This window comes from Mycobacterium sp. 4D054 (assembly GCF_052245755.1).
Lineage (GTDB): Bacteria > Actinomycetota > Actinomycetes > Mycobacteriales > Mycobacteriaceae > Mycobacterium.
The window spans coordinates 18,429-39,613 of the sequence record NZ_JBQQCF010000037.1 but is presented as its reverse complement, the minus strand read 5'-3'; the positions used below and the strand labels follow the sequence as shown (position 1 = coordinate 39,613).

Annotated in this window: 25 protein-coding genes and 3 pseudogenes; 20 read left to right on the top strand and 8 right to left on the bottom strand. The window is 64.9% G+C overall.

The window, feature by feature from the left end; all coding sequences use genetic code 11:
• From ACTWP6_RS22550 to ACTWP6_RS22530, 5 genes and pseudogenes are all read right to left on the bottom strand, one after another.
• Positions 1 to 909, bottom strand: a complete 909-nt coding sequence (locus tag ACTWP6_RS22550) for an NAD-dependent epimerase/dehydratase family protein (RefSeq protein WP_443188823.1) — start codon at positions 907 to 909, stop codon at positions 1 to 3.
• A gap of 24 nt (positions 910 to 933) precedes the next feature.
• Positions 934 to 1,752 carry an emopamil-binding protein gene (locus tag ACTWP6_RS22545; RefSeq protein WP_443188822.1) on the bottom strand — a complete coding sequence of 273 codons (819 nt, stop codon included), beginning with the start codon at positions 1,750 to 1,752 and terminating at the stop codon, positions 934 to 936.
• Between the two features lie 36 nt (positions 1,753 to 1,788).
• A pseudogene (locus tag ACTWP6_RS22540) lies at positions 1,789 to 2,149 on the bottom strand (VWA domain-containing protein); the annotation flags it as partial.
• 2 nt (positions 2,150 to 2,151) lie between these two features.
• Positions 2,152 to 2,339, bottom strand: a pseudogene (locus ACTWP6_RS22535) (CbbQ/NirQ/NorQ/GpvN family protein); the annotation flags it as partial.
• Positions 2,326 to 3,504 (bottom strand): spirocyclase AveC family protein, encoded by a 1,179-nt coding sequence (locus tag ACTWP6_RS22530; protein ID WP_443188821.1) that lies wholly within the window; start codon positions 3,502 to 3,504, stop codon positions 2,326 to 2,328. The gene ACTWP6_RS22530 and the pseudogene ACTWP6_RS22535, both read right to left, overlap by 14 nt.
• A 133-nt stretch (positions 3,505 to 3,637) precedes the next feature.
• Here ACTWP6_RS22530 and ACTWP6_RS22525 point away from each other — a divergent pair, with 133 nt between their 5' ends.
• The 3 genes from ACTWP6_RS22525 (at position 3,638) to ACTWP6_RS22515 (ending at position 6,258) form a co-directional block, all read left to right on the top strand.
• Complete coding sequence (locus ACTWP6_RS22525; RefSeq protein ID WP_443188820.1) at positions 3,638 to 4,243, top strand: TetR/AcrR family transcriptional regulator; 606 nt, start codon at positions 3,638 to 3,640, stop codon at positions 4,241 to 4,243.
• Between the two features lie 162 nt (positions 4,244 to 4,405).
• On the top strand, positions 4,406 to 5,785 hold the full coding sequence (locus ACTWP6_RS22520; RefSeq protein WP_443188819.1) for an aromatic ring-hydroxylating oxygenase subunit alpha: 1,380 nt from the start codon (positions 4,406 to 4,408) through the stop codon (positions 5,783 to 5,785).
• Positions 5,782 to 6,258, top strand: a complete 477-nt coding sequence (locus ACTWP6_RS22515; protein WP_443188818.1) for a hypothetical protein — start codon at positions 5,782 to 5,784, stop codon at positions 6,256 to 6,258. Before ACTWP6_RS22520 ends, ACTWP6_RS22515 begins: the two co-directional genes overlap by 4 nt.
• On the opposite strand, the gene ACTWP6_RS22510 is transcribed toward ACTWP6_RS22515, so the two are convergent.
• Positions 6,255 to 6,857 carry a TetR/AcrR family transcriptional regulator gene (locus tag ACTWP6_RS22510; protein ID WP_443188817.1) on the bottom strand — a complete coding sequence of 201 codons (603 nt, stop codon included), beginning with the start codon at positions 6,855 to 6,857 and terminating at the stop codon, positions 6,255 to 6,257. The genes ACTWP6_RS22515 and ACTWP6_RS22510 overlap by 4 nt on opposite strands.
• Positions 6,858 to 7,021: 164 nt before the next feature.
• On the opposite strand from ACTWP6_RS22510, the gene ACTWP6_RS22505 reads away from it, so the two are divergent.
• Genes ACTWP6_RS22505 through ACTWP6_RS22490 form a run of 4 tightly spaced genes read left to right on the top strand, consistent with a single transcriptional unit; the run spans position 7,022 to position 10,134 of the window.
• The gene (locus tag ACTWP6_RS22505) at positions 7,022 to 7,546 is read left to right on the top strand and encodes a hypothetical protein (protein WP_443188816.1); all 525 of its coding nucleotides are present in this window, start codon (positions 7,022 to 7,024) and stop codon (positions 7,544 to 7,546) included.
• Positions 7,547 to 7,571: 25 nt separating this feature from the next.
• A complete protein-coding gene (locus ACTWP6_RS22500; RefSeq protein WP_443188815.1) occupies positions 7,572 to 8,780 on the top strand; it encodes a cytochrome P450 in 1,209 nt (402 codons plus the stop codon).
• Positions 8,777 to 9,613, top strand: coding sequence for a mycofactocin-coupled SDR family oxidoreductase (locus tag ACTWP6_RS22495; protein WP_443188814.1), 837 nt, complete (start codon positions 8,777 to 8,779; stop codon positions 9,611 to 9,613). The genes ACTWP6_RS22500 and ACTWP6_RS22495 overlap by 4 nt, the downstream gene beginning before the upstream one ends.
• Positions 9,610 to 10,134 (top strand): carboxymuconolactone decarboxylase family protein, encoded by a 525-nt coding sequence (locus ACTWP6_RS22490; protein ID WP_443188813.1) that lies wholly within the window; start codon positions 9,610 to 9,612, stop codon positions 10,132 to 10,134. Before ACTWP6_RS22495 ends, ACTWP6_RS22490 begins: the two co-directional genes overlap by 4 nt.
• Here ACTWP6_RS22490 and ACTWP6_RS22485 read toward each other — a convergent pair.
• Positions 10,131 to 10,466 carry an aldehyde dehydrogenase family protein gene (locus ACTWP6_RS22485; RefSeq protein ID WP_443188812.1) on the bottom strand — a complete coding sequence of 112 codons (336 nt, stop codon included), beginning with the start codon at positions 10,464 to 10,466 and terminating at the stop codon, positions 10,131 to 10,133. The two genes, ACTWP6_RS22490 and ACTWP6_RS22485, sit on opposite strands and share 4 nt — an antisense overlap.
• A gap of 204 nt (positions 10,467 to 10,670) precedes the next feature.
• Between ACTWP6_RS22485 and ACTWP6_RS22480 the strand changes: the two genes are divergently transcribed.
• From ACTWP6_RS22480 to ACTWP6_RS22420, 13 genes are all read left to right on the top strand, one after another.
• Positions 10,671 to 11,936 carry an aromatic ring-hydroxylating oxygenase subunit alpha gene (locus ACTWP6_RS22480; protein WP_443188811.1) on the top strand — a complete coding sequence of 422 codons (1,266 nt, stop codon included), beginning with the start codon at positions 10,671 to 10,673 and terminating at the stop codon, positions 11,934 to 11,936.
• 2 nt (positions 11,937 to 11,938) lie between these two features.
• Entirely contained in the window at positions 11,939 to 12,295 is a 357-nt protein-coding gene (locus ACTWP6_RS22475) for a hypothetical protein (protein WP_443188810.1), read from the top strand.
• The gene (locus ACTWP6_RS22470; protein ID WP_443188809.1) at positions 12,292 to 13,533 is read left to right on the top strand and encodes a metal-dependent hydrolase family protein; all 1,242 of its coding nucleotides are present in this window, start codon (positions 12,292 to 12,294) and stop codon (positions 13,531 to 13,533) included. Before ACTWP6_RS22475 ends, ACTWP6_RS22470 begins: the two co-directional genes overlap by 4 nt.
• 57 nt (positions 13,534 to 13,590) lie before the next feature.
• Entirely contained in the window at positions 13,591 to 14,043 is a 453-nt protein-coding gene (locus tag ACTWP6_RS22465; RefSeq protein WP_260758203.1) for a MarR family winged helix-turn-helix transcriptional regulator, read from the top strand.
• Between the two features lie 118 nt (positions 14,044 to 14,161).
• On the top strand, positions 14,162 to 15,205 hold the full coding sequence (locus ACTWP6_RS22460; RefSeq protein ID WP_443188808.1) for a 2Fe-2S iron-sulfur cluster-binding protein: 1,044 nt from the start codon (positions 14,162 to 14,164) through the stop codon (positions 15,203 to 15,205).
• A 24-nt stretch (positions 15,206 to 15,229) separates the two neighbouring features.
• Positions 15,230 to 15,976 (top strand): SDR family NAD(P)-dependent oxidoreductase, encoded by a 747-nt coding sequence (locus tag ACTWP6_RS22455; RefSeq protein WP_443188807.1) that lies wholly within the window; start codon positions 15,230 to 15,232, stop codon positions 15,974 to 15,976.
• Positions 15,977 to 16,054: 78 nt separating this feature from the next.
• A complete protein-coding gene (locus ACTWP6_RS22450) occupies positions 16,055 to 17,326 on the top strand; it encodes an aromatic ring-hydroxylating oxygenase subunit alpha (RefSeq protein WP_443188806.1) in 1,272 nt (423 codons plus the stop codon).
• A 2-nt stretch (positions 17,327 to 17,328) separates the two neighbouring features.
• Positions 17,329 to 17,658, top strand: coding sequence for a hypothetical protein (locus ACTWP6_RS22445; protein WP_443188805.1), 330 nt, complete (start codon positions 17,329 to 17,331; stop codon positions 17,656 to 17,658).
• A 31-nt stretch (positions 17,659 to 17,689) separates the two neighbouring features.
• On the top strand, positions 17,690 to 18,535 hold the full coding sequence (locus ACTWP6_RS22440) for a TauD/TfdA dioxygenase family protein (RefSeq protein ID WP_443188804.1): 846 nt from the start codon (positions 17,690 to 17,692) through the stop codon (positions 18,533 to 18,535).
• A gap of 3 nt (positions 18,536 to 18,538) precedes the next feature.
• Complete coding sequence (locus ACTWP6_RS22435; protein WP_443188803.1) at positions 18,539 to 19,096, top strand: carboxymuconolactone decarboxylase family protein; 558 nt, start codon at positions 18,539 to 18,541, stop codon at positions 19,094 to 19,096.
• 98 nt (positions 19,097 to 19,194) lie between these two features.
• Positions 19,195 to 20,472, top strand: coding sequence for a cytochrome P450 (locus ACTWP6_RS22430; protein ID WP_260754484.1), 1,278 nt, complete (start codon positions 19,195 to 19,197; stop codon positions 20,470 to 20,472).
• A complete protein-coding gene (locus ACTWP6_RS22425; RefSeq protein ID WP_260754483.1) occupies positions 20,469 to 20,660 on the top strand; it encodes a ferredoxin in 192 nt (63 codons plus the stop codon). Before ACTWP6_RS22430 ends, ACTWP6_RS22425 begins: the two co-directional genes overlap by 4 nt.
• Positions 20,661 to 20,679: 19 nt before the next feature.
• On the top strand, positions 20,680 to 20,964 hold the full coding sequence (locus ACTWP6_RS22420; RefSeq protein WP_260754482.1) for a DUF1330 domain-containing protein: 285 nt from the start codon (positions 20,680 to 20,682) through the stop codon (positions 20,962 to 20,964).
• Between the two features lie 115 nt (positions 20,965 to 21,079).
• On the opposite strand, the pseudogene ACTWP6_RS22415 reads toward ACTWP6_RS22420, so the two are convergent.
• Positions 21,080 to 21,181 (bottom strand): annotated as a pseudogene (locus ACTWP6_RS22415) (alpha/beta fold hydrolase); the annotation flags it as partial.
• Positions 21,182 to 21,185 lie beyond the last annotated feature (4 nt).

Genomic DNA, 21,185 nt, shown 5'->3' with positions numbered 1-21,185 from the left:
TCAGTCCGCGGCCGCACGTAGCATCTCGGGGCGCCGCGCCTCGATCATCCGCCGGAAGCCTTCGCGCCACGGCACTTTCGTGGTTCCGAGCACCTCGTGCATACGGGTGACATCCGGCCACAGTGGAGTGTGCGCGTCGGGGGTGTACTCGAATATCGGCGCGACACCGACGAGTTCGCCCATGTAGCGGCAATAGTCCTCGACGCTGACCGTCTCGCTGCCGGCCCAGTTGACGACCTGCGGTGGTGTCGCCGCGACCTCCATGGCGCGGATGCCGAGCTCGACATAATCGTCTTCGTAGATCGGGTTGTAGTTGTTGGGCCTGTCCGGATGCAACCGGATGGGCCTGCCCGCCAGGATCGCGTCGAGGCGGTCGGCCGGCGCGCCGCCCTCCGGTCCGTAGGTCGAGCAGATGCGGATGACCGTCAGCGGGATGCCGTGCCGGTGTGCGATCCATCCGCACACAGCCTCGGCGGCCACTTTGGAGAAGCTGTAGTTTGCGCGCAGTGGAACCCCAGGTGGGTCGTCCTCGGTCAGCGGGCGCTGCCCCTGGTAGCCGTAGATCGAACCGGTCGAGCACAGCACGAAACCCTTGGCCGAACGGCAGTGGTAGAGCAGATCGCCCGAGCGCTGTGCGTTGGTCTCGAGGCACCGGGTCCAGCCGCTTAGCCCCGGGTCCACCGCGGCATGGAAGACGTACGCGAAGTCGCTTGGCACATCGGACAGATCGCCGATACTGAGATCGAGCGCAAGCGGTGTGACACCGGCCGCCGTGAGCTTGTCGCGGTCGGCCGGATCGCGCAGACGGGCCGCACCCCACACCTCGTTGTGGGGTGCCAGGGCGCGTGCGATCGGATACGCGATCTTGCCGGTGGCACCGGTGATCAAGATCTTCTCACCGTGCAGCATGCGTGCTCTCCGTTCGCTCTTCAGTCATAGCGCATCCGAGCCGCGGACTGCCTGTGCGGTGACGGCGGCGGCCCGGGCGCCCGCACGCCGGGTCAGGTAGTCGATCTGCAGGTGGATCGAGTAGAGAACCAGTGGCGGAAGGACGACGAACGGGATGTTCTCGCCGATGAACTTGAAGCCGAGTCCGAACGCTCCCTGCCCGATGTTGCTGAAGCCGGCGCCGACCTCGGCCAGGAAGTACACAGCTGTGCTGCTCATCAGTACGGCGCAGCCCGTAAAAGTGATCCACAGACACTTGATCCGTGCCTCATCCGGCAGTCCCGGGCGGACCAGACGGGTCCACATCACGAACACGGTGACGCCGGTGAGCACCCCGACGATCTCGAGTGCGAAGATCCACGGATTGCCGCTGACATACCGGGTGTCGGCCAGGCCGTACTGCCACCACAGCCATTTCCATCCCGGGTCCGTGGTGGGTGCCCACAGGCCGAGCGGATGGCCGATGAGGAACATCAACTCGTAGCCGACCTGACTACCCGCGGTGTACGGCAGATAGAACAACGTCAGCTCGGCGGCCTTGTCGAGCCGAGTCCGCTTCTCGCCGGGCGCATTCCACAAAATGACGAACGGCAAAAGCATGACCGGGATGCCGAAGATCAGGTTGACGACCACGTCGGTGGTGAACGTCGGTGCGATGAGACCTACGCTGACACCCACGGTCACCGACAGGAACATCGCGAAGGTGATGATCCCGGTGTAGGTGTAGATCCTCAGTCGGTGTGGCGCCCATGGTTGGGCGAGGTTCGGCTCGCGTGCGTCCGCTGTCAACAGGTCATCGGGCATCTGGCAACCTCCGCCGCGGTGTATATCAACTACTTGTCAACCTCGGCGAGCATATATGCAGGTCGGTCGTGGGGCGGAGAGTTCGCGCAGGGCGGCCAGAAACAGTTGGTCCATCCGCGGGGTCAATTCGGCCAGTGTCGTCCCACTGGCATGGCATGCCGAACCGAAGACCCGCCAGTGCGTCGGCGTCGGTGGTCGCGCCGATCGTCAGGCACAGGCAGCCCGCGCCGCCGGCCCGCAGCTCCTCGAGTGCCTTTCGGGAATCGGCCTCGGCGTAGCGTCCCTCGTATCCGTCGTCGTACGGATGACCGTCGGACAGCACCAGCAGCAACCGATTCGGTGTGCCCGCCTGCTTTTCCAGGATCTCCCCGGCGCCTCGGATCCCGGCTCCCAGCCGTGGTCGCGTCCCAGCCGGTACGCCATCGCCTCGACGAACCGGGTCTTGCCGCACCCGGTTGGGCCTTCAACAGCACCGAAGACCCGCGGCGCGCCGCGGCGAGGAACACCTCGACCTCGCGACCGGACGCGCGGTAGAACGGTGGCGGGCAGGACGCGTCGGCCGCCGGCCGGGCTCTACTGGCCGTCAACGCTGTTCGCGCCCTGGATCGGCACCACCGGCGGCAACGTCACCCCTTCCGGCAACACGAGTTCACCGTCGTGGTTGACGAATCCCGAATGCTTGGTCGGAAGCGGCAAATCAGGATTCGGGGAGGGTCGGTCGGTTCCCTCGCCGCAGATACCGGGGTTGAAGTAAGACCGCTTCTGCACGTCTTCCGGCCATGGATCAGCGTGCATGCCGAGCCAGGTGGCCGGCACGTTGTAGAACAGGAAGAAGCACGCGCTGACTCCGCCGAAGATCGCCAGGAAGCGGACGAACTGCTGTTTGACGAATCCGCCCCGTATGTTGTCCAGTCCGCGTTCGACCACCGTGCGGCCCCGGTCATCGGTGAAGAAGCGCAGGCAGCACAGCGCGGCCTGGACACCACCCCACATGAGACCCTCGTAGATCGGCCATTGGTAATACGTGCCTGCGTTGAACGACAACGACTGGATGGCGCCGGGATAGGAGTAGAAGCCGATCGGCAGGAGGATGAGTCCCTCCATGATGAAGTCGAAGACGATCGCGATCGCGTAGGTGACCAGGATGAGGCGCAGATTGCTGATCGACGGCCACCGGTTCTTGATCTTTCGCATAATCGCGCATCCGACGATGGTCAGCAGCAGTACGCCGTACATGTAGCCGGGAATGTTGGTGAGCAGCGGCTCGGGCACAGTGTGGCCGGGCTCCTCGTGGGCCACCCAGCCGGGGATGTGCGGGGCCCAGGAACCCTGGTTGTACAGCCACGCGTTGTAGGTGCACCAGGTGCTGTAGTAGTTCAGCATCGGGTCCTGGAACATCATCAGGCCCATCGACACCAGCAGCATGCCGTCGAGCGTGATGCGCCTCTCCCGCACCCAGGGCCGGATGAGGAAGAACCAGAGGGCGAACGGCAGGCCGATCCACAGCACGACGGCGTTGGCGATCAGCGGGACTTTCATGTACATCGGTGGCTCGGTCGGGCCCCCCGACACCGACTCGAAGTACGGCCCGGTGACCCACCGGATGAACACATAGAGCGTGTACGCCAGGAACACGGCGCCGACCGTCGCCCAGATTCTGACAGCGCCTGACGAAGACGGCTTCTGGTGCCCGAGTTCGGCAATCGGGGTGGCCGATTCGGTGACGGCCGGCTTCTTGGACAGATCGCTCATCCGGTTTCCCCTCGCTGAAGGCAGTCGTCCGCACGCGTTCGCAACGCAGCGGGGCGACCCGACGGATGCGAATATACTCATCGGTATCTGAGAATCCAATGGGTTGCTCAGATTCTGTGGCAGACTTTTCGGCATGGCGGAGCGGTGGACCCGGGAGCGCAGGCTGGAGCACACTCGCTCGGTGCTGCTCGATGCCGCTGAAGAAGTCTTTGCGGAAAAAGGTTTCACCACAGCCACTCTCGATGACATCGCACGTGCCGCCGGGTACACCAAGGGTGCGATCTACAAGCACTTCACCGCCAAGGAGGATCTGTTCCTTGCGGTGAGTGACCGCTACTGGCGCCGCTACTTCGACAATTTCGCCGAGGTGATGTCGAGTGCGAGCCGGGTTGGCGCCCACGAGCTCGACGAGATCGCGGGCCGCTGGCGCCAACTCAGCATCGACCGGGGCGCCGAACATGCCGCGCTCGGAATGGAGTTCACGCTGTATCTGCTGCGCAACCCCGAGGCGCGCGATCGTGTCGCAGCCAAGCGCGCCGAGGTCGTCGAGCAGTTGGCGTCATTCATCAACGAAGGAATGGAGCGCCTCGGCGCGACGCTGTTGATCTCGCCGAGGTTGTTCGCTCAGGCGCTGGTCGCGACGAGCGATTCCGTCGTACTGGGCAGCCAGCTCGACGATGTCGACCTGTACCGCCCGATCGTCGAGATGTACACGTCGGTCATCAAGCTGCCGGACTGATCTCGGGCTCGCCTGTTGCGAGCAGACGCAAAGTCGCACGTTCACAACCACTTTCATGCGAATTTGTGTCTGCTCGGCTTAAAAAAATACATACTTGTATGTGAAATACGACTGTGTATAGTTGTCGGCAGGCATCGCCGACACACAGGAGTGATCGCGTCTATGACCACGACACAGCCATTACGCCCGGGGGAGTGGTTCGACACCGGCATGGGCCTGGAGGACATAGACCTGAGCCGGTACCGCATGGACATCAGCACGGACCGGTACACCGACCCCGACTATGTCCAGCGTGAGCACGAGAGCATCTGGATGCGCGTATGGCAGGTGGCCGGGCGGGCATCGGAACTGCCTGAGGTGGGCGACTGGATGGAGTACCGCCTGCTCGACCAGTCCTTCCTACTGGTGCGCGGCAAAGACGGCCAGATCCGCGGTTTCGTCAACGCCTGCCGGCACCGCGGCAACAAGCTGTGCGTCGGCCGGGGGAATGCCAAGCGCGGCCTGCTCTGCCAGTACCACCTGTGGAGCTACGACCACGAGGGCCGGCTCAAAGGTGTGCTACGGGAGAAGGAGAATGTGCTGACCGCACTCGACAAGGAGGGGCTCGGCCTCTTCCCGGTCTCGGTCGAGTGCTTCGGCGGCTTCATCTTCGTCAACCCTGACCCCCAGGCCGCTCCGCTGGTCGAGTTTCTGGGCCAGGAGGTCGTCGACCTGCTCTCCCCGTACCACCTCGACGAGATGGACACGGTGCTCGATGTACGGGAAGCGCTGAACTGCAACTGGAAAGTGGTGATGGACGCCTTCGAAGAGGGCTATCACATCTCCGGGATACACCCTCAGTTGCTGCAGGTGATCATGATCGACCCGAGCACCACCCGCTACAAGTTCTTCGACAAGCACAGCGTCTCGTGCGCTCCGTTCGAGGTGGCCGGCAAGGCGTACGGTCTGGAGGAGCAGCTTGAGGGCATCATGAGCCTGCCCGAGACGTTCCCGTCGGTAACGGCCGTGTTGCCGCGCTTCCAGGAGCTGGTCGCCGACTACCGCGACGGTGGCGGCGAATTGAAGCTCCCCGACGGTGTGACTCCGAGGACCCTGCTGCAGCGCGCGACCCGCGAGACGCTGACCGGCATGGGGTTCGATGTCAGTGCGCTCACCGATGCCCAGATGAGTGACAACCACGGGTGGGTGCTGTTCCCGAACTTCTTCATGACCGTGCGGGCCGGTGAGGCGACCGTCATCCTGGCCCAGCCGCACGAGAGCGGTGACCCCAACAAGTGCTACTGGCACATCATCAGTGTGATGTGGCTGCCCGACGAGTACAAAGAAGCGCTGCGCGCCCAGCGCATCGATGTGACCGAGCCGGGCGAGTACAAGTACTTCACTGCGCTGCAACAAGATTACGAGCAGATGCCGCGACAGCAGTTGGGCTTGCGGAACAAACAGCTCGACCACATGTCGCTGGTGAAAGAAGAGGTGGTGATCGCCCACTACCACTCGGTCATCGACCGCTATCTCGATGCGGCACAGGGGGTGGCGCCGTGAGCCTGCAGGAAATCGCGGAGCAGCACCGTGGGAACGCTAGAACGGTCCTGCAGTACGCGATCACGACCAAGCAGATCGTCGACAGCGCCAAGGGGCCGGGGTTCTCCATCGAGAGCTGGAATCCGCTGCGCGACTTGATCGCCACCGACGAGTTCGTCCGCGTCGGCAACTTCAAGGAAGTGATGGACTGGGATGACTACGCCGCATTCCTGACCAACTGGGCGCCCAACGCGGAATGGGACTGCACGTTCAAACGGGTGACAGAGAACGACGGTGTCGTTTTCCTCGAGCTCGAAGAGCGTAGCTCGGTGGGCGATTTCCACAGTGTGGTCAACTCGCTGTCGGTGTACGAGTTCACCGCGGACGGCAGAGTGCGTCGCATCGACGTCTACCTTCAGATGGCGCTTCCGTCGGCCGATCTGCTCAAAGGCTATGAGGGCATTGATATCTCGTCAGACATTTCACAAGCCTAATTGGCCGGCTCGACGTTGGCGAGGATCATCTCCAGAAACGGCCGCGACAGATCCTCGCCGTCGATGTGGCTGCCCAGCGTGACACCCTCATTGGTCGCGATCAGGACTCGGGACAGGGTGGTCGCGGGTATGCGCATCCGGCCGCCGATCTTCTCGACATGGCTGGTGATGTACTCGGCCAGAGAATCGGCTGTCTGCCGCCGCTGCTCGGCGACCCTGGCCCGCGCCTCGGGATTGCGCACCAGGAACAGAGTAAACTCGTATCCCAGTGCGGCACGGTCCGGATTGCCGATCGTCAACTCCCGCCATCGCTCGGCGAGTTTGTCGACATCCATCTCGTCGAGCGACTGGAACGACTCGACGATGTCGGTGAAACCGTCCAGGAACCTCTGCAGTTGTCGCTCCATCACCGCCAGGAAGAGTTCCTCCTTGGTGCCGAAATGCGAGTAGATGGCGCCCCGCGTGTACCCGGCCGCATCGGCGATCACTTCCAGCGCCGCGGCGCCAAAACCTTGCCGTGCGACGACCTCTTCGGCGGCATCCAGCAGCAGCGAACGGGTGTGCTCGACACGCCGTTGCCTCGTCCACCGCTCTGCCATCTGGTCATTCTCCCAACCCGGGCCTGCCTCCGGTGGCGCACCCCTTTGAAGAAATTTATTCATTCTTGTATCTGGAATACACCGCTGTATATTCAACGTAGCAGGCGTCGGAGTCGCCGCAGCCGGTTCGCGCCCGGTCGGTTGATGAAAGGAATTGACACGCAATGGATCTGGTAGAGCGGATCGCGAAACACCGCCGGATGGCCGAGAGCTACCGCGACAAGTACGTCCTGCAGAAGGTGCAGGAGGGCGAGACGTACGACGAGTGGGAGTTCGCCGACGACGCGGTGTATACCTCGCCGTACTTCGTCGCCGAGCAGGAACTGGTCCTCAAGGACGTCGCCACCCACTGGGACACCGCCGCCACGATCGAGGCGAAGGCCTACGGTGTCACCTTCCCCGACTGGAAGCCGGTCGACTTTAAGGTGTGGCCTGCCGAGAACGGGTTCGTGCAGCGGTACCGCTGGGAGGGAACCAACGTCAACACGGGCGAGACGATGGGCTTTTACTCCATCAGCTTCGTCGAGACCAACGACGACTGCCAGATCGTGCACTGGTCCACCTACGTCAACGACGAGGAGTACGGCCCCTTCCTTGAGGCCGCAATCGGAGCCAGGGGCCCCTTCCACGGTGACGGGTATATGCAGGCCCTGGCCCGGCACTTCGAGAAGCACAGCATCACGCTCTGACCACCGTCGAGAAAGGGGTCCCGCGATGACGGCCAGCGCGACCGATGAGCTCTACTACGACCCGTGGCATGCCGACCTGAATGCCGATCCGTACCCGATGTTCAAACGGTTCCGTGACGAAGCGCCGTTGTACTACAACGAGACTCACGACTTCTATGCTCTCAGCCGCTTCGACGACGTGAACCGCACGCTGGTCGACCACCAGAATTTCAGCTCCGCCCGCGGTGTCGTGCTGGAGATCATCAAGTCCGGCATGGAGATTCCGCCCGGGTTGCTCATCTTCGAAGACCCGCCGATCCACGACATCCACCGCGGGCTGCTCGCGTGCGCATTTACCCCGCGCAAGATCAATGCGCTGGAGCCGATGATCCGCGAGTTCACCAAGAAGTGTCTCGATCCGGTGGCCGGTGCCAACCGCTTCGACTTCGTCAAGGATCTCGGTGCGGTGATGCCGTTGCGTGTCGTCGGCATGCTGTTCGGGATACCGGAGGACTACCAGCGCCGGGTGCAGGAAGACGGTGACCGGCATGTGCGCACCGAGCGCGGCGGGCGGATGACCGACAACCCGGACGGCGGGCTCACCGACGGAGAGGTGTTCGCCGACTTCATCGACTGGCGCACCGACCATCCCGCCGACGACCTCACGACCGAACTGCTCAACGCCGAGTTCGAGGACGAGACGGGGGTGACGCGCAGGCTGCGCCGCGACGAATTGCTGATGTTTATGAACGTCGTCGCGGTGGCGGGCGCGGAGACGACGACACGGCTCATCGGATGGTCGGGCAAGCTGCTGTCCGAGCATCCCGATCAACGTCGCCGACTCGCCGCCGACCGGTCATTGCTGCCGGGCGCGATCGAGGAGATCCTGCGCTATGAGCCGCCCGCGCTGCAGGCCGCGCGCTACGTGACCAGCGACGTCGTCTTCCACGGAATCACGGTGCCGGAAGGCAGTGCGATCCTCACCCTGATCGGTGCGGCGAACCGCGACGAACGCAGGTTCGGTGAGCGCGCAGAGGATTTCGACGTCACGCGGTCGCCGCGGCAGCATCTGACCTTCGGGGTCGGGGCCCACTACTGTCTGGGCAATGCGCTGGCGCGCATCGAAGGCCGCATCGCGCTCGAAGAGATCCTCAACCGCTTCCCCGACTGGGAGGTCGACCTCGACGCCGCGGTCTTCTCGTCGTCGTCGGCGGTTCGTGGCTGGGACAGCATGCCGGCGGAGGTGAACCGATGACCGGACGGGTAAAGGGCAAGGTCGCTTTCGTCACGGGCGCCGCGCGGGGTCAGGGGCGAAGCCACGCGATCAAGTTCGCCGAAGAAGGCGCAGACATCATCGCCATCGACGTCTGCAAGAACGTCGACCACGTACAACTTGAGATGGCGACCCTGGGCGATCTGGTGGAAACCAAGGAGCGCGTCGAGGCGCTGGGCAGGCGCATCGTCGCCGAGGAGGTCGACGTCCGCGACTTCGACGCGATGAAGGCGGTCGTCGACCGCGGTGTCGCCGAGTTGGGGCGCCTCGACATCATCCTGGCCAATGCCGGCATCGGCAACGGCGGGCAGACTGTCGAGACGCTGGACGAAGCCGTCTGGCAGACGATGATGGACATCAACCTGACCGGCGTGTGGAAGACGGTGAAGGCAGGCATTCCGCACATCGTCGAAGGCGGGCGCGGAGGATCGATCGTGTTGACCAGCTCGGTGGCCGGAATGAAGGCATATCCGCAGATGAGCCAATATGTTTCGGCCAAACACGGCGTCGTCGGGCTGATGCGCTCCTGCGCGGTCGAACTCGCACCCCACATGATCCGAGTCAACAGCGTGCACCCCACACACGTGAACTCGCCGATGGTGATGAACGATGAGACCTTCCGGCTGTTCCGTCCCGATCTGGAGAACCCGGGTCCGGACGACATCGCGCCGATCTGCCAGATGTTCCACAGCATGCCGCGGCCGTGGGTGGAGGTCGGGGACATCACCAATGCCGTGATGTTCTTCGCCTCCGACCACTCGCGCTATGTCACCGGGGTGTCGATGCCGATCGATCTGGGCAGCTGCCTGAAATGAGGCTGACGCCGCTGCCGGCCGAGCAGTGGGACGACGACGTCGTCCGTGCCCTCTCGGTCATGATGCCGCCCGAGCGGGCGCAGCCCGACAAGGTCGGCAACATGCTCGCGACGTTCGCGCGCCACCCGCGGCTGACGAAGGCGTACCTGACCTTCAACATGCACCTGCTGGTGACGACGACGCTGCCGAAGCGGATCACCGAGACCGTCGTGCTGCGCACGGCGGTGTGCCGCGGGTCGGAATACTTGTGGGACCACCACGTGCCGCTCGCCACGCGCGCAGGGCTCACCGACGACGAAGTGGACGGTATCAGGTCCGGTGTTCTACCGGAGGCGATCGACGCAGCGGTACTCGCCGCCGTCGACGAACTGCACTCACGCGCAGTCGTGAGCGAGGACACCTGGCGCCGGCTGTCCGAACACCTCGACGAGCAGCAGCTGATGGACCTGGTGTTCACGGCTGGCGGCTACGGCACGCTGGCGATGGCCATCGAGACGTTCGGCATCGAAGACGAGGCCTAACGCGGCGCGATCGCAACGGATTTCGTCTCGGTGAAGGAGTCGATGCCCTCACGGCCGAGTTCGCGGCCGTGGCCGCTGGCCTTCACCCCGCCGAACGGCGCGAAAGGGTACGGGGAGTCGTTGGCGATGCGTTCGGCGACGTCGGTCCGTGGCCACGGCCCGCGGTCGAACGCGTTTCGCGTGCGGTGGCGACGGCACGGTCGACGTCTGCGGGTGCGGCGGCCGCGACGGAGGCGAACGGACTCCTCGGTGTGCGGGGAGACCACCTCGATGCGCCGATGGCTGCTCGGGCTCTGCCAGGCACCGCCGATGAAAGGCTCGTCGTGCAGCACCGTCGCCTCCCTGTCAAGGCCGGCATGAAGATCGATACGAATATCAACTACTTGTGATTGCCGGGCAAACCCTATACCGTCGGCGGTGTCGTCTCCTGCGAAATGGCGAAAAGGCAGCTGCGCCTGTGTGTTTGCCTGCGAGACTGGTTCGGTCGCTTCGCGAGGGGGCGGTGCGGCAGTGATGGCAGTCAACAGGAGACGACGATGGCCCGATTTCCCAAACCGCCAGAAGGCAGCTGGACTGAGCACTACCCGCAGCTGGGCACCGGACCGGTGTCCTACGAGGACTCCATCGACCCGGAGTTCTACGAGATCGAGCGCAAGGCCGTGTTCAAGCGCGCCTGGCTGAACGTCGGCCGCGTCGATCAGATCCCGCGTAAAGGCAGCTACTTCACCAAGGAGATGAAGGTCGTCAACACGTCGATCATCGTCGTGCGCACCACGTCGGGCGAGGTGAAGGCCTACCACAACATCTGTCGACACCGCGGCAACAAGCTGGTGTGGAACGATATGCCACTGGAAGAGACCAGCGGCGTGTGCCGCCAGTTCACCTGCAAGTATCACGCGTGGCGCTACGACCTCGACGGCAACCTGACCTTCGTGCAGCAGGAGGGCGAGTTCTTCGACCTCGACAAGAGTCGCTACGGCCTGGTCCCGGTGCACTGCGATGTGTGGGAAGGCTTCATCTTCGTCAATTTCGCGACCGAGCCCGAGCAGTCCCTGCGCGAGTTCCTCGGGCCGATGATCACGAACCTGGAGGGCTACCCGTTTGACCGCATGACCTCGCGCTTCCACTACCGCTCGGAGGTCAAGGCCAACTGGAAGCTGTACATGGACGCGTTCCAGGAGTTCTATCACGCACCGGTACTGCACGCGAACCAGTCGCCGACGGCATATTCGAAGGCCGCGGCGGAGGCCGGCTTCGAGGCGCCGCACTACCGCATCGAGGGGCCGCACCGCCTCGTCAGCACGTCCGGCGTCCGCGCCTGGGAGATGGCCGACGAGATGCGCAAGCCGATCGAGGACATCTGTCAGAGCGGGCTCTTCGGGCCGTGGGACAAGCCGGATCTGGGCGAGATGCCCGCCGGCCTGAACCCGGCGAAATGTGATCCTTGGGGCTTGGATTCATTCCAGCTGTTCCCGAACTTCGTCATCCTGTTCTGGGGGCAGGGCTGGTATCTGACCTATCACTATTGGCCGACGTCCTACAACAGCCACCTGTTCGAGGGCACCGTGTACTTCCCGCAGCCGCGCACCCCGCGGGAACGCATCGCCCAAGAGCTCGCAGCAGTGTCGTTCAAGGAGTACGGGCTGCAGGACGCCAACACGCTCGAGGCCACGCAGTCGATGGTCGAATCGCGGGTGCTGGACGACTTCGTGCTGTGCGACCAGGAGGTCCTGATCCGGCACCTCCATGCCGAAACCGCCGCGTGGGTCGAGGATTACCGGCGCAAGACGGCGGGGGTGTGACGATGAGCGTCGACATCGACGGTGTGGCCGGGACCGCGAAACTGCCCCCGGAATTCGCCGATCTCGAGGAGTTCTCCGACTGGTGCCTGGGCTCGGAACCGGAGCGCTACGCGAAGCGGTTGAACAGCACGATGGCCGAGCTGCAGGCCTTCTACGACGCGATCACCGCGCGGGCCGAGGAGGCCATCGCGTACTGCGACAAGTTCTCCCTCGACGATCTGCCCGAAGACGTGCTGAACCTGATGCACATGCTGTATTCGATGATCCAGGCGTCGTTCCCGGTCGAGTGCTGGAAGCAGCCGAAGGTGCCCGACACCGGCGCCACGTCGCTGGACTGCGACGTAGAACCCGTCCCGTGACCACGACGGTCGTCAAGGCGGCCCGGTGGGTCGACGTCGAGGCCGGGGTGGTCCGGTCGCCGGCGGTCGTGGTGGTCGACGGCAACCGCATCCGGACGGTCGATCCGGCCGAGGAGCCGCCGGTCGACGCCGAGGTCATCGACCTCGGCGACATGACCCTGGTGCCGGGGCTGATGGACATGGAGCTCAACTTGCTCATCGGCGGCCCGGGCGGTCCGGAGGGACTGCCCAGCCCGATGCACGGGGTGCAGGACGACCCCGCTTATCGCACCCTGCGCGGCGCGGTCAATGCGCGCACCACGCTGGACGCGGGCTTCACCACGGTGCGCAACCTCGGCCTGATGGTCAAGACCGGCGGATACCTGCTCGACGTCGCGCTGCAGCGCGCGATCGAACAGGGGTGGCACGTCGGCCCGCGGATCTACCCGGCCGGGCACGCGGTCACCCCTTACGGCGGACATCTCGACCCGACGGTGTTCCAGCGCCTGGCTCCGGGCATCATGCCACTGTCGGTCGCCGAGGGCATCGCCAACGGTGTCGACGACGTCCGGGCATGCGTGCGCTATCAGATCCGCCACGGCGCCAAGCTGATCAAGGTGTCCGCGTCGGGCGGGGTGATGTCGCACAGCACCGCTCCCGGCGCGCAGCAGTACTCCGACGACGAATTCGCCGCGATCGCCGACGAGGCGCACCGCGCCGGCGTCCGGGTCGCCGCACACGCCGTTGGGGACAGGGCGATCCGCGCATGCATCCGCGCGGGTATCGACTGCATCGAACACGGCTTCCTCGCGACCGACGAGACCATCCAGATGATGGTCGACCACGGCACATTCCTGGTCTCGACCACCTACCTCACCGAGGCGATGGCCGTCGACCGGATCGCACCGGAGCTGCGCAAGAAGGCCGAGGTCGTCTTCCCGCAGGCGCAGTCGATGCTGCCCAAGGCGATCGCCGCGGGAGTGCGGATCGCCTGCGGCACAGATGCTCCGGCGGTCCCGCACGGGCAGAACGCCAAGGAGTTGTGTGCCCTCGTCGCCCGTGGGATGACGCCGATGCAGGCGCTGCGCGCTGCGACGATGACCAGCGCGGAACTGATCGAGGCCGACGACGAATTCGGACGGCTCGCTCCCGGGTTCCTTGCCGACATCATCGCGGTCGACGGTGATCCCAGCGACGACATCACGACGATGCTCAATGTGCGTTTCGTGATGAAGGACGGCGTCGTCCACAAGGGGTGACCAAAGCGGCGGTCAGACGGCTAACGTCTAGGCATGGAGGCGCGTGACGTGGCGGCTATCGAGCTCACCGACAACATCCTCTGGCTGCTCAAACAGGCCTTCTACTTCTCGCTGACCAGCGTGAACGAGGCAGTCAGCGAGCACGGGGTGAGCACCGCCCAGATCGGGGTGTTGCGGCAGCTGTCCAACGAACCCGGCCTGTCCGGTGCAGAACTCGCCCGGCGGCTGCTGATCACCCCGCAGGGCGTGCAACTGGCCCTCACGGCCTTGGAGAAGCGTGGTCTGGTCGAACGAAAGCAGAATCCCGCGCACGGTCGCATCCTGCAGGCGTTCCTGACCGATGACGGACGCAAGGTGGCCGCGGCGGTGGTCCACGATGCGATCGCGGCGCACGACAAGGTGTTCGGCGTGCTGTCGAAGGCCGAGCAGGACACGCTGCGCGAGCTTCTCGGCCGGGTGGTCGAGCAGGGCACCGGCCACGAGCTGTACGCCGACCACATCGACACCTGATCGCCGAAATCGCATTCCGCGCGGTCATTTCGCGGTTATGGGCGCGTGGAATGCAGTTTCGGCGGGTTGAGTATCAAGCACTTGAGATTAATGACAAGTACTTGATATCCTGGCGTGGATGGCTGAGGAACTGACAGTCGGGGATTCCGCAGGGTTTGCGCCACTGCGCATCATGCGCGTGGTGCGCGAAACCAGCGATACCGTGTCGCTGGTACTCGACGTGCCGGAGCACTGCTCGCACCGCTTCCGCTACAAGGCGGGCCAGTTCCTGACGCTGCAGGTCACCGTCGGAGGGCGCGACCTGCGCCGGTGCTACTCGATGTCGTCGGCGCCGGTCGACGACGAGTTGCGCATCACCGTCAAGCGTGACCCGGGCGGGGTGGTGTCGAACTGGATCAACGACACCGCCGCAGAGGGTGACGCGCTGCACGCCGCACCGCCTGCGGGCAGATTCGTTCTGGCCGAGGAAGTTTCGAACACGAGGCCATTGGTCGCGTTCGCCGGCGGCAGCGGGATCACGCCGATCATGTCTCTGGTGCGCAGTGCGCTCGCCGATTCCGGGCGGCCGATCAGACTGCTCTACGCCAACCGTAGCCGCGAGTCGGTCATCTTCTCCGAACCGCTGGCGCGCCTGGCCGAACAGCACGCCGGACGGATAACGATCGAACACCACTACGACGAGGACAGCGGCGTGCTCACGGCCTCGACCGTCGGGTCGTTCGTGGCTGGTGTCGGTGATGCGGACTTCTACATCTGCGGGCCCGCCCCGTTCATGGACACCGTCGAGACGGCCCTGCTCGGCGCCGGTGTGCCGAAGCAACGCCTGCATCTCGAGCGTTTCACGCTGGCCGAGGTGCCGCCCGGCGTCACCGACGACACCGCGCAGGTGTGCGAGGAAGTCGTCATCGAACTGGACCGCCGAAAGACCGTCGCGGCCTACCGGCAAGGTGACACACTGCTGCAGACCGCACGGCAGAAGGGGCTGAAGGCGCCCGCGTCCTGCGAAACCGGCTCCTGCGGAACCTGTATGGCCAAGGTGGTCGAGGGCAGTGCGCGGATGTTGAACAACGACGCACTCGATGAGGACGAGGTCGAGGAGGGCTGGGTGGTGACGTGTCAGGCTCTGCCGACCAGCCGCACAGTCCACGTGATCTATGAGTAGGAGCGTATCGATGAGATGCAGACGATGACGCGCGTAGCGGTCGTGACCGGCGGTGCTTCCGGCATGGGCGAATCGACCTGCCATGAGCTGGGCCGGCGAGGGCACAAGGTGGCCGTGCTGGACCTCAACGGCGAAGCGGCACAGCGGGTTGCCGAGGAGCTACGCGCCGACGGCGTCACCGCGCTCGGTATCGCGGTCGACGTGACCGACCGTGCGGCCCTCGAGGAGGCCTTCGCCAAGGTACGCACCGAACTTGGGCCGGTGCACATCCTGGTGACCAGCGCGGGCCTCGTCGACTTCGCGCCGTTCCTGCAGATCACGCCCGAATCGTGGCAGCGCCTGATCGACGTGAACCTCAACGGCACCTTCCACTGTGCGCAGTTGGCAATCCCGGACATGCTCGACGCCCGCTGGGGTCGCATCGTGATGATCTCGTCGTCCAGCGCGCAGCGCGGCTCACCGGGCATGGCGCACTACGCGGCGTCCAAGGGGGCGCTGATCTCGTTCACCCGTTCGCTGGCGCGGGAGTACGGACCGCTGGGAATCACGGTGAACAACGTCCCGCCATCGGGCATCGAGACGCCCATGCAACGTCAGTCCCAGGCGGCCGGGTTCCTGCCGCCCAACGAGCAGATGGCGGCCAGCATTCCAGTCGGCCACCTCGGCACCGGCGACGACATCGCGGCCGCCGTAGGGTTCCTGTGCTCGGAGGAGGCCGGGTTCATCACCGGCCAGACCCTCGGTGTCAACGGCGGGGCGGTGATGGGATGACGACGGCCAGGCGCACTACCGCCGACATGCGCAAGGCGATAGACATTCGCGGCACGACGACAAGGGGGAGGGGTTCGAATGGCCAAGTGGCCCAAGCCCGCTGAGGGCAGCTGGACGGAACACTATCCAGAGCTCGGTACCGGACCGGTGTCGTTCCGCGACTCGATCTCGCCGGAGTTCTACGAACTGGAGCGCGAGGCGGTGTTCAAGCGGGCGTGGTTGAATGTCGGCCGCGTCGAGGAACTGCCGCGTATCGGAAGCTATCTGACCAAGGACATCGACGCGGCGAAGACGTCGGTCATCGTGGTCAAAGGCCGCGACGAGCAGATCCGCGCCTTCTACAATCTGTGCCGGCACCGTGGAAACAAGTTGGTGTGGAACGACTTCCCGAGCGAAGAGGTCAAGGGCGCGTGCCGCCAGTTCACGTGCAAGTACCACGGGTGGCGCTACGGTCTCGACGGCGAACTGAAATTCGTCCAGCAGCCCGGCGAGTTCTTCGACCTCGACACCACGAAGTACGGCCTCAAACCCGTGCATTGCGACGTGTGGAACGGCTTCATCTTCATCAACTTCGATCCGGAGCCCCGTCAGACGCTGCGCGAGTTTCTGGGCCCGATGATCACCGCGCTGGACGACTATCCGTTCGAATTGATGACCGAGCGTTACGACTTCGTCGCGCACAACAACAGCAACTGGAAGATTTTCGCCGACGCGTTCCAGGAGTACTACCACGTGCCGTCACTGCATTCGCAGCAGGTGCCGACCGAGGTGCGCCAGCCGAACGCGACTTTCGAGTGCGGGCACTTCCAGATCGACGGGCCGCACCGTCTCGTGTCGACGGCCGGCACCCGCCGATGGCTGCTCGCACCCGAGTACATGTACCCCGTCGAAAGGGCCACGCGCAGTGGGTTGGTGGGACCGTGGCGGACCCCGGAGACCCATCAGTCGGCCGGGCTGAACCCGGGCGGCATCGAGCCGTGGGGCATCACCAATTTCCAGATCTTCCCGAACCTGGAAATCCTGATCTACCACGGCTGGTACCTGCTGTACCGGTACTGGCCGACGTCGCACAATACGCACAAGTTTGAGGCCTACAACGCGTTCCACCCGGCCCGCACCGTGCGCGAACGGATCGAGCACGAGGTCGCGTCCGTCGTGCTGAAGGAATTCGCGTTGCAGGACGCCGGGATGCTCGGCGGCACCCAGGCGGCACTGGAGTACGGCCTGAACGAGCCGGTAGTCGACGACTACCCGCTCAATGATCAGGAGATCCTGGTCCGTCACCTCCACCATGTCGCTGTCGACTGGGTGAAGCGATACAAAGCCGAACGCGACGCGGTGGGGGTGTGACCATGGCGCGCCTACCCGACCCGTTCGCCGAGTATGAACCGTTCGCCGAGAAGTGGTGCCTGGCAACCGAACCCGAACGGTGGGAGCCCCGCCTCAGCACACCGATGCCGGAGATTCACGCGTTCTACGACGCGTTCTCGCCGCGCTTCGAGGAAGCCATCGACTACTGCGACAAGTTCCCGCTCGACGAGCTGCCCGACGACGTGCTCAACCTGCTGCACCTCGTCTACTCGATGATCATGGTGTCGATGGCCGTCGAGGTCTTCGGCACTCAGAAACCCGCCGATTCCGCCGACGCCGTGATCGACCGCGTCAGCGCACCGGTGCCGTGACAGACCCATCTCCGCAACGGACAGGACGCCCATGACTTTGCTGACGGTCAACAAGCTGACACCCTCGGTCGGTGCCGAAGTCCTCGGCGTGGATCCTGACCGGCTCGCCTCGGACGACTCACTGGGTGCGGCGGTGCTGGACGCACTCGAGGACAACGGGGTGCTGGTCTTCCCGGATCTCGGACTCGATCCGGAGGCGCAGGTCACGTTCAGCCGCCGGCTCGGTGCCGTCGACCACTCCTCCGACGGTCACCACCCCGTTCCCGGCATCTACCCGATCACTTTGGACAAGTCGAAGAACAAGTCGGCCGCCTACCTGCGCGCCACCTTCGACTGGCACATCGACGGCTGCACTCCAACCAACGACGAGTGCCCGCAAAAGGCCACGGTGCTGTCGGCCGTCCAGGTCGCCGAGCGCGGCGGCGAGACCGAGTTCGCCAATTCGTACGCGGCCTATGAGGCGTTCACCGACGACGAGAAGGAGCGCTTCTCGCGGTTGAGAGTCGTCCACTCGCTGGAAGCCTCGCAGAGCCGGGTCAACCCGAACCCGACGCCCGAAGAGCTCACGCGCTGGCGCTCCCGTCCCACCCACGAGCATCCGCTGGTGTGGACGCACCGTGGTGGCCGCAAGTCGCTGGTGCTGGGCGCGTCGGCGCACTACGTGGTCGGTATGGACCGCGACGAGGGGCAGGCGCTGCTGGCCGACCTGCTCGACCGCGCCACCCGCCCCGAGCTGGTGTACAGCCACCGCTGGTCCGTCGGCGACACCGTGATCTGGGACAACAACGGCGTGCTGCACCGCGCTGCGCCGTACGACCCCGACTCGCCGAGAGAGATGCTGCGAACCACGGTCCTCGGCGACGAGCCGATCCAGTAGTCGATGGCCGATCCTATGGCCGATCTCCATGTGCCGCGGGTGGCGCCGCTGCCTGAGGACCAGTGGGACGACAGGGCCCGAGATTCGTTGCGCCCGTTGCTCCCAGCCGAGCGAGCCAACCTCCGCGACGCGGGCAATGTGCTCGGCACGCTCGTCCACCACCCGGCGTTGACCCGGGCCTATCTAACATTCAACGCGCACCTTCTGGTGGGTTCGGCGCTGTCGCCCCGCGAGCGGGAAGTGGCCCTGCTGCGCGCCGTGCACGTCCGTCGCTCGGACTACCTCTGGGACCACCACGTGCCCATCGCCCTGCGCGCCGGCCTGACTGCGGCCGAGATCCACTCGATCGCCGCGGGCGAGCCCGCCCACCCGGCCGACCGGCTGCTCGTGCGCGTCGTCGACGAACTCGACGCGACCAACGCGCTCAGCGACGAAACCTGGTCGGAGCTACGTGAACAGTTCGACGAGCGGCAGGTCATGGACCTGATCTTCACCGTCGGTTGCTACCAACTGCTCGGCACGGCAGTGAACGTCCTGGGCATACAGCCGGAGGGGCTTTGACAGGAGTCCTCGTTGACGCCACGCGGCCGGTATGAAAACCTGATACGCAAGAATGAGAATCACGTTCTCGCAGCGAGAGACCGTCGAACGGAGCGAGCATGGCCGAAGACCTCACCACGGTCGACTTCTTCAGGGACAGCCGCCTGACGGACGACCCGTACACGTTCTACGAAGCACTGCGCAACAAATGCCCGGTCGCCCGGGAAGACCACTACGGCGTCACGATGGTCACTGGTTGGCAGGAGGCCGTCGACGTCTACAACGACTCGGAGACGTTCTCGTCCTGCATCTCGGTGACCGGCCCGTTCCCGGGGTTCCCGGTATCGACCGAGGGCATGGACGACATCACCGACCTGATCGTCGAGCATCGCGACGAGATCCCGTTCAGCGACCAGCTGCCCACGCTGGACCCGCCGACGCACACCAACCACCGCGCGCTGCTGATGCGCCTGATCACACCCAAGCGTCTCAAAGAGAACGAAGACGCGATGTGGCAGCTCGCCGATGACATCCTCGATGACTACCTGACGCCCGGTGAAGGCGAGTTCATCAAGGGCTTCGCCGCTCCGTTCACGCTGCGGGTGATCGCCGACCTGCTCGGTGTCCCCGACGAGGACCGACCGGAACTGCTCGAACGGCTCGCCAAGGGCACCCACGGCGGCGGGCTCGGCAACGCCGAGAAGACGCTGACCAAAACGCCGCTGGAGTATCTCTACGAGGTCTTCGCGACCTATGTCGAGGACCGACGCGCCGAACCCCGGGACGACGTGCTCACCGGACTGGCCACGGCGACGTTCCCGGACGGCACCCTGCCCGAGGTCGGCGACGTGGTGCGCGTGGCCACGAACGTGTTCTCTGCAGGGCAGGAGACCACGGTGCGGCTGCTGAGCACGGCGTTGAAGGTGATGGGCGACCGGCCCGACATCCAGGAGAGGCTGCGCGCCGACCGCAGTCTGCTGCCGAACTTCATCGAGGAGTGCCTGCGCATCGAAAGCCCGGTGAAGGGGGATTTCCGGTTGTCACGGGTTCCCACCACCGTCGGCGACCAGCCGCTGGGAGCGGGGTGCACCGTGATGGTCATCAACGGCGCCGCCAACCGGGATCCGCGCCGGTTCGAGGACCCCGACACCTTCGACCCCGAGCGCAAGAACGCGCGCCAGCACCTTGCCTTCGGCCGGGGAATCCACAGCTGCCCGGGGGCGCCGCTGGCCCGCGCCGAGACCCGCGTCGGTCTGGAGCGACTTCTGGACCGCACCACCGACATCCGTATCTCGGAGAGTAAGCACGGCCCGGCCGGCAACCGGCGCTACGAGTACATCCCGACCTACATCCTGCGAGGGCTCACCGAACTGCACCTGGAGTTCGACGTCCGATGAAGGTGACGGTCGACGAAGATCGCTGCGCCGGCCACGGAATGTGCCTGACGCTGTGCCCTGACGTCTTTCAGATGACGGACGACGGCTGGGCTGTCGCCGATCCCGAGACGGTGCCCGCCGGCCTGGAAACGGCTGCCCGCGAGGCCATCGACAACTGTCCCGAACGAGCAATACGCGAAATCGACTGAAGAGCAGGAGCATTCAACTGTGGCCAAGGGCTATGTGATCATCACCGAGGACATCAAGGACCCGGCCGGCATGGCCGAGTACGGCAAGCTCGCCAGCCAGACGATGGCCAATGCCAAGGTGCTGGCGTTCGGGCCGCCTGCCGAAGTTCTTGAGGGACAGTGGCACGGCACCCAGACCGTGCTCCTGGAGTTCGAATCCGTGGAAGCGGCCAAGGAGTGGTACTACTCCGACGAATATCAGGCCGCGGCGAAACTGCGGCAGGCTGCCGCCGACTGCAACGGCGTCATCGTCGCCGGTATCTGACCTGCATCTGATCTGCTTCTGATGCACGCTCGGCGTGCTAACACCGCCGCCGAGCGTGCGCGAAATGCTTGTCCGCAGCGGTGTGTCGCCCGCAGACACGCACGCTCGCGGTGGTGTCGACGGCGACCGCGTCGTGGCCCATCTGCCTCAGCTCGACGGCGGTGCGTTCCCAGCACCATGCAGCGTGAAAGCCGCCGTGCACAAGAACGAATCGCATCGGG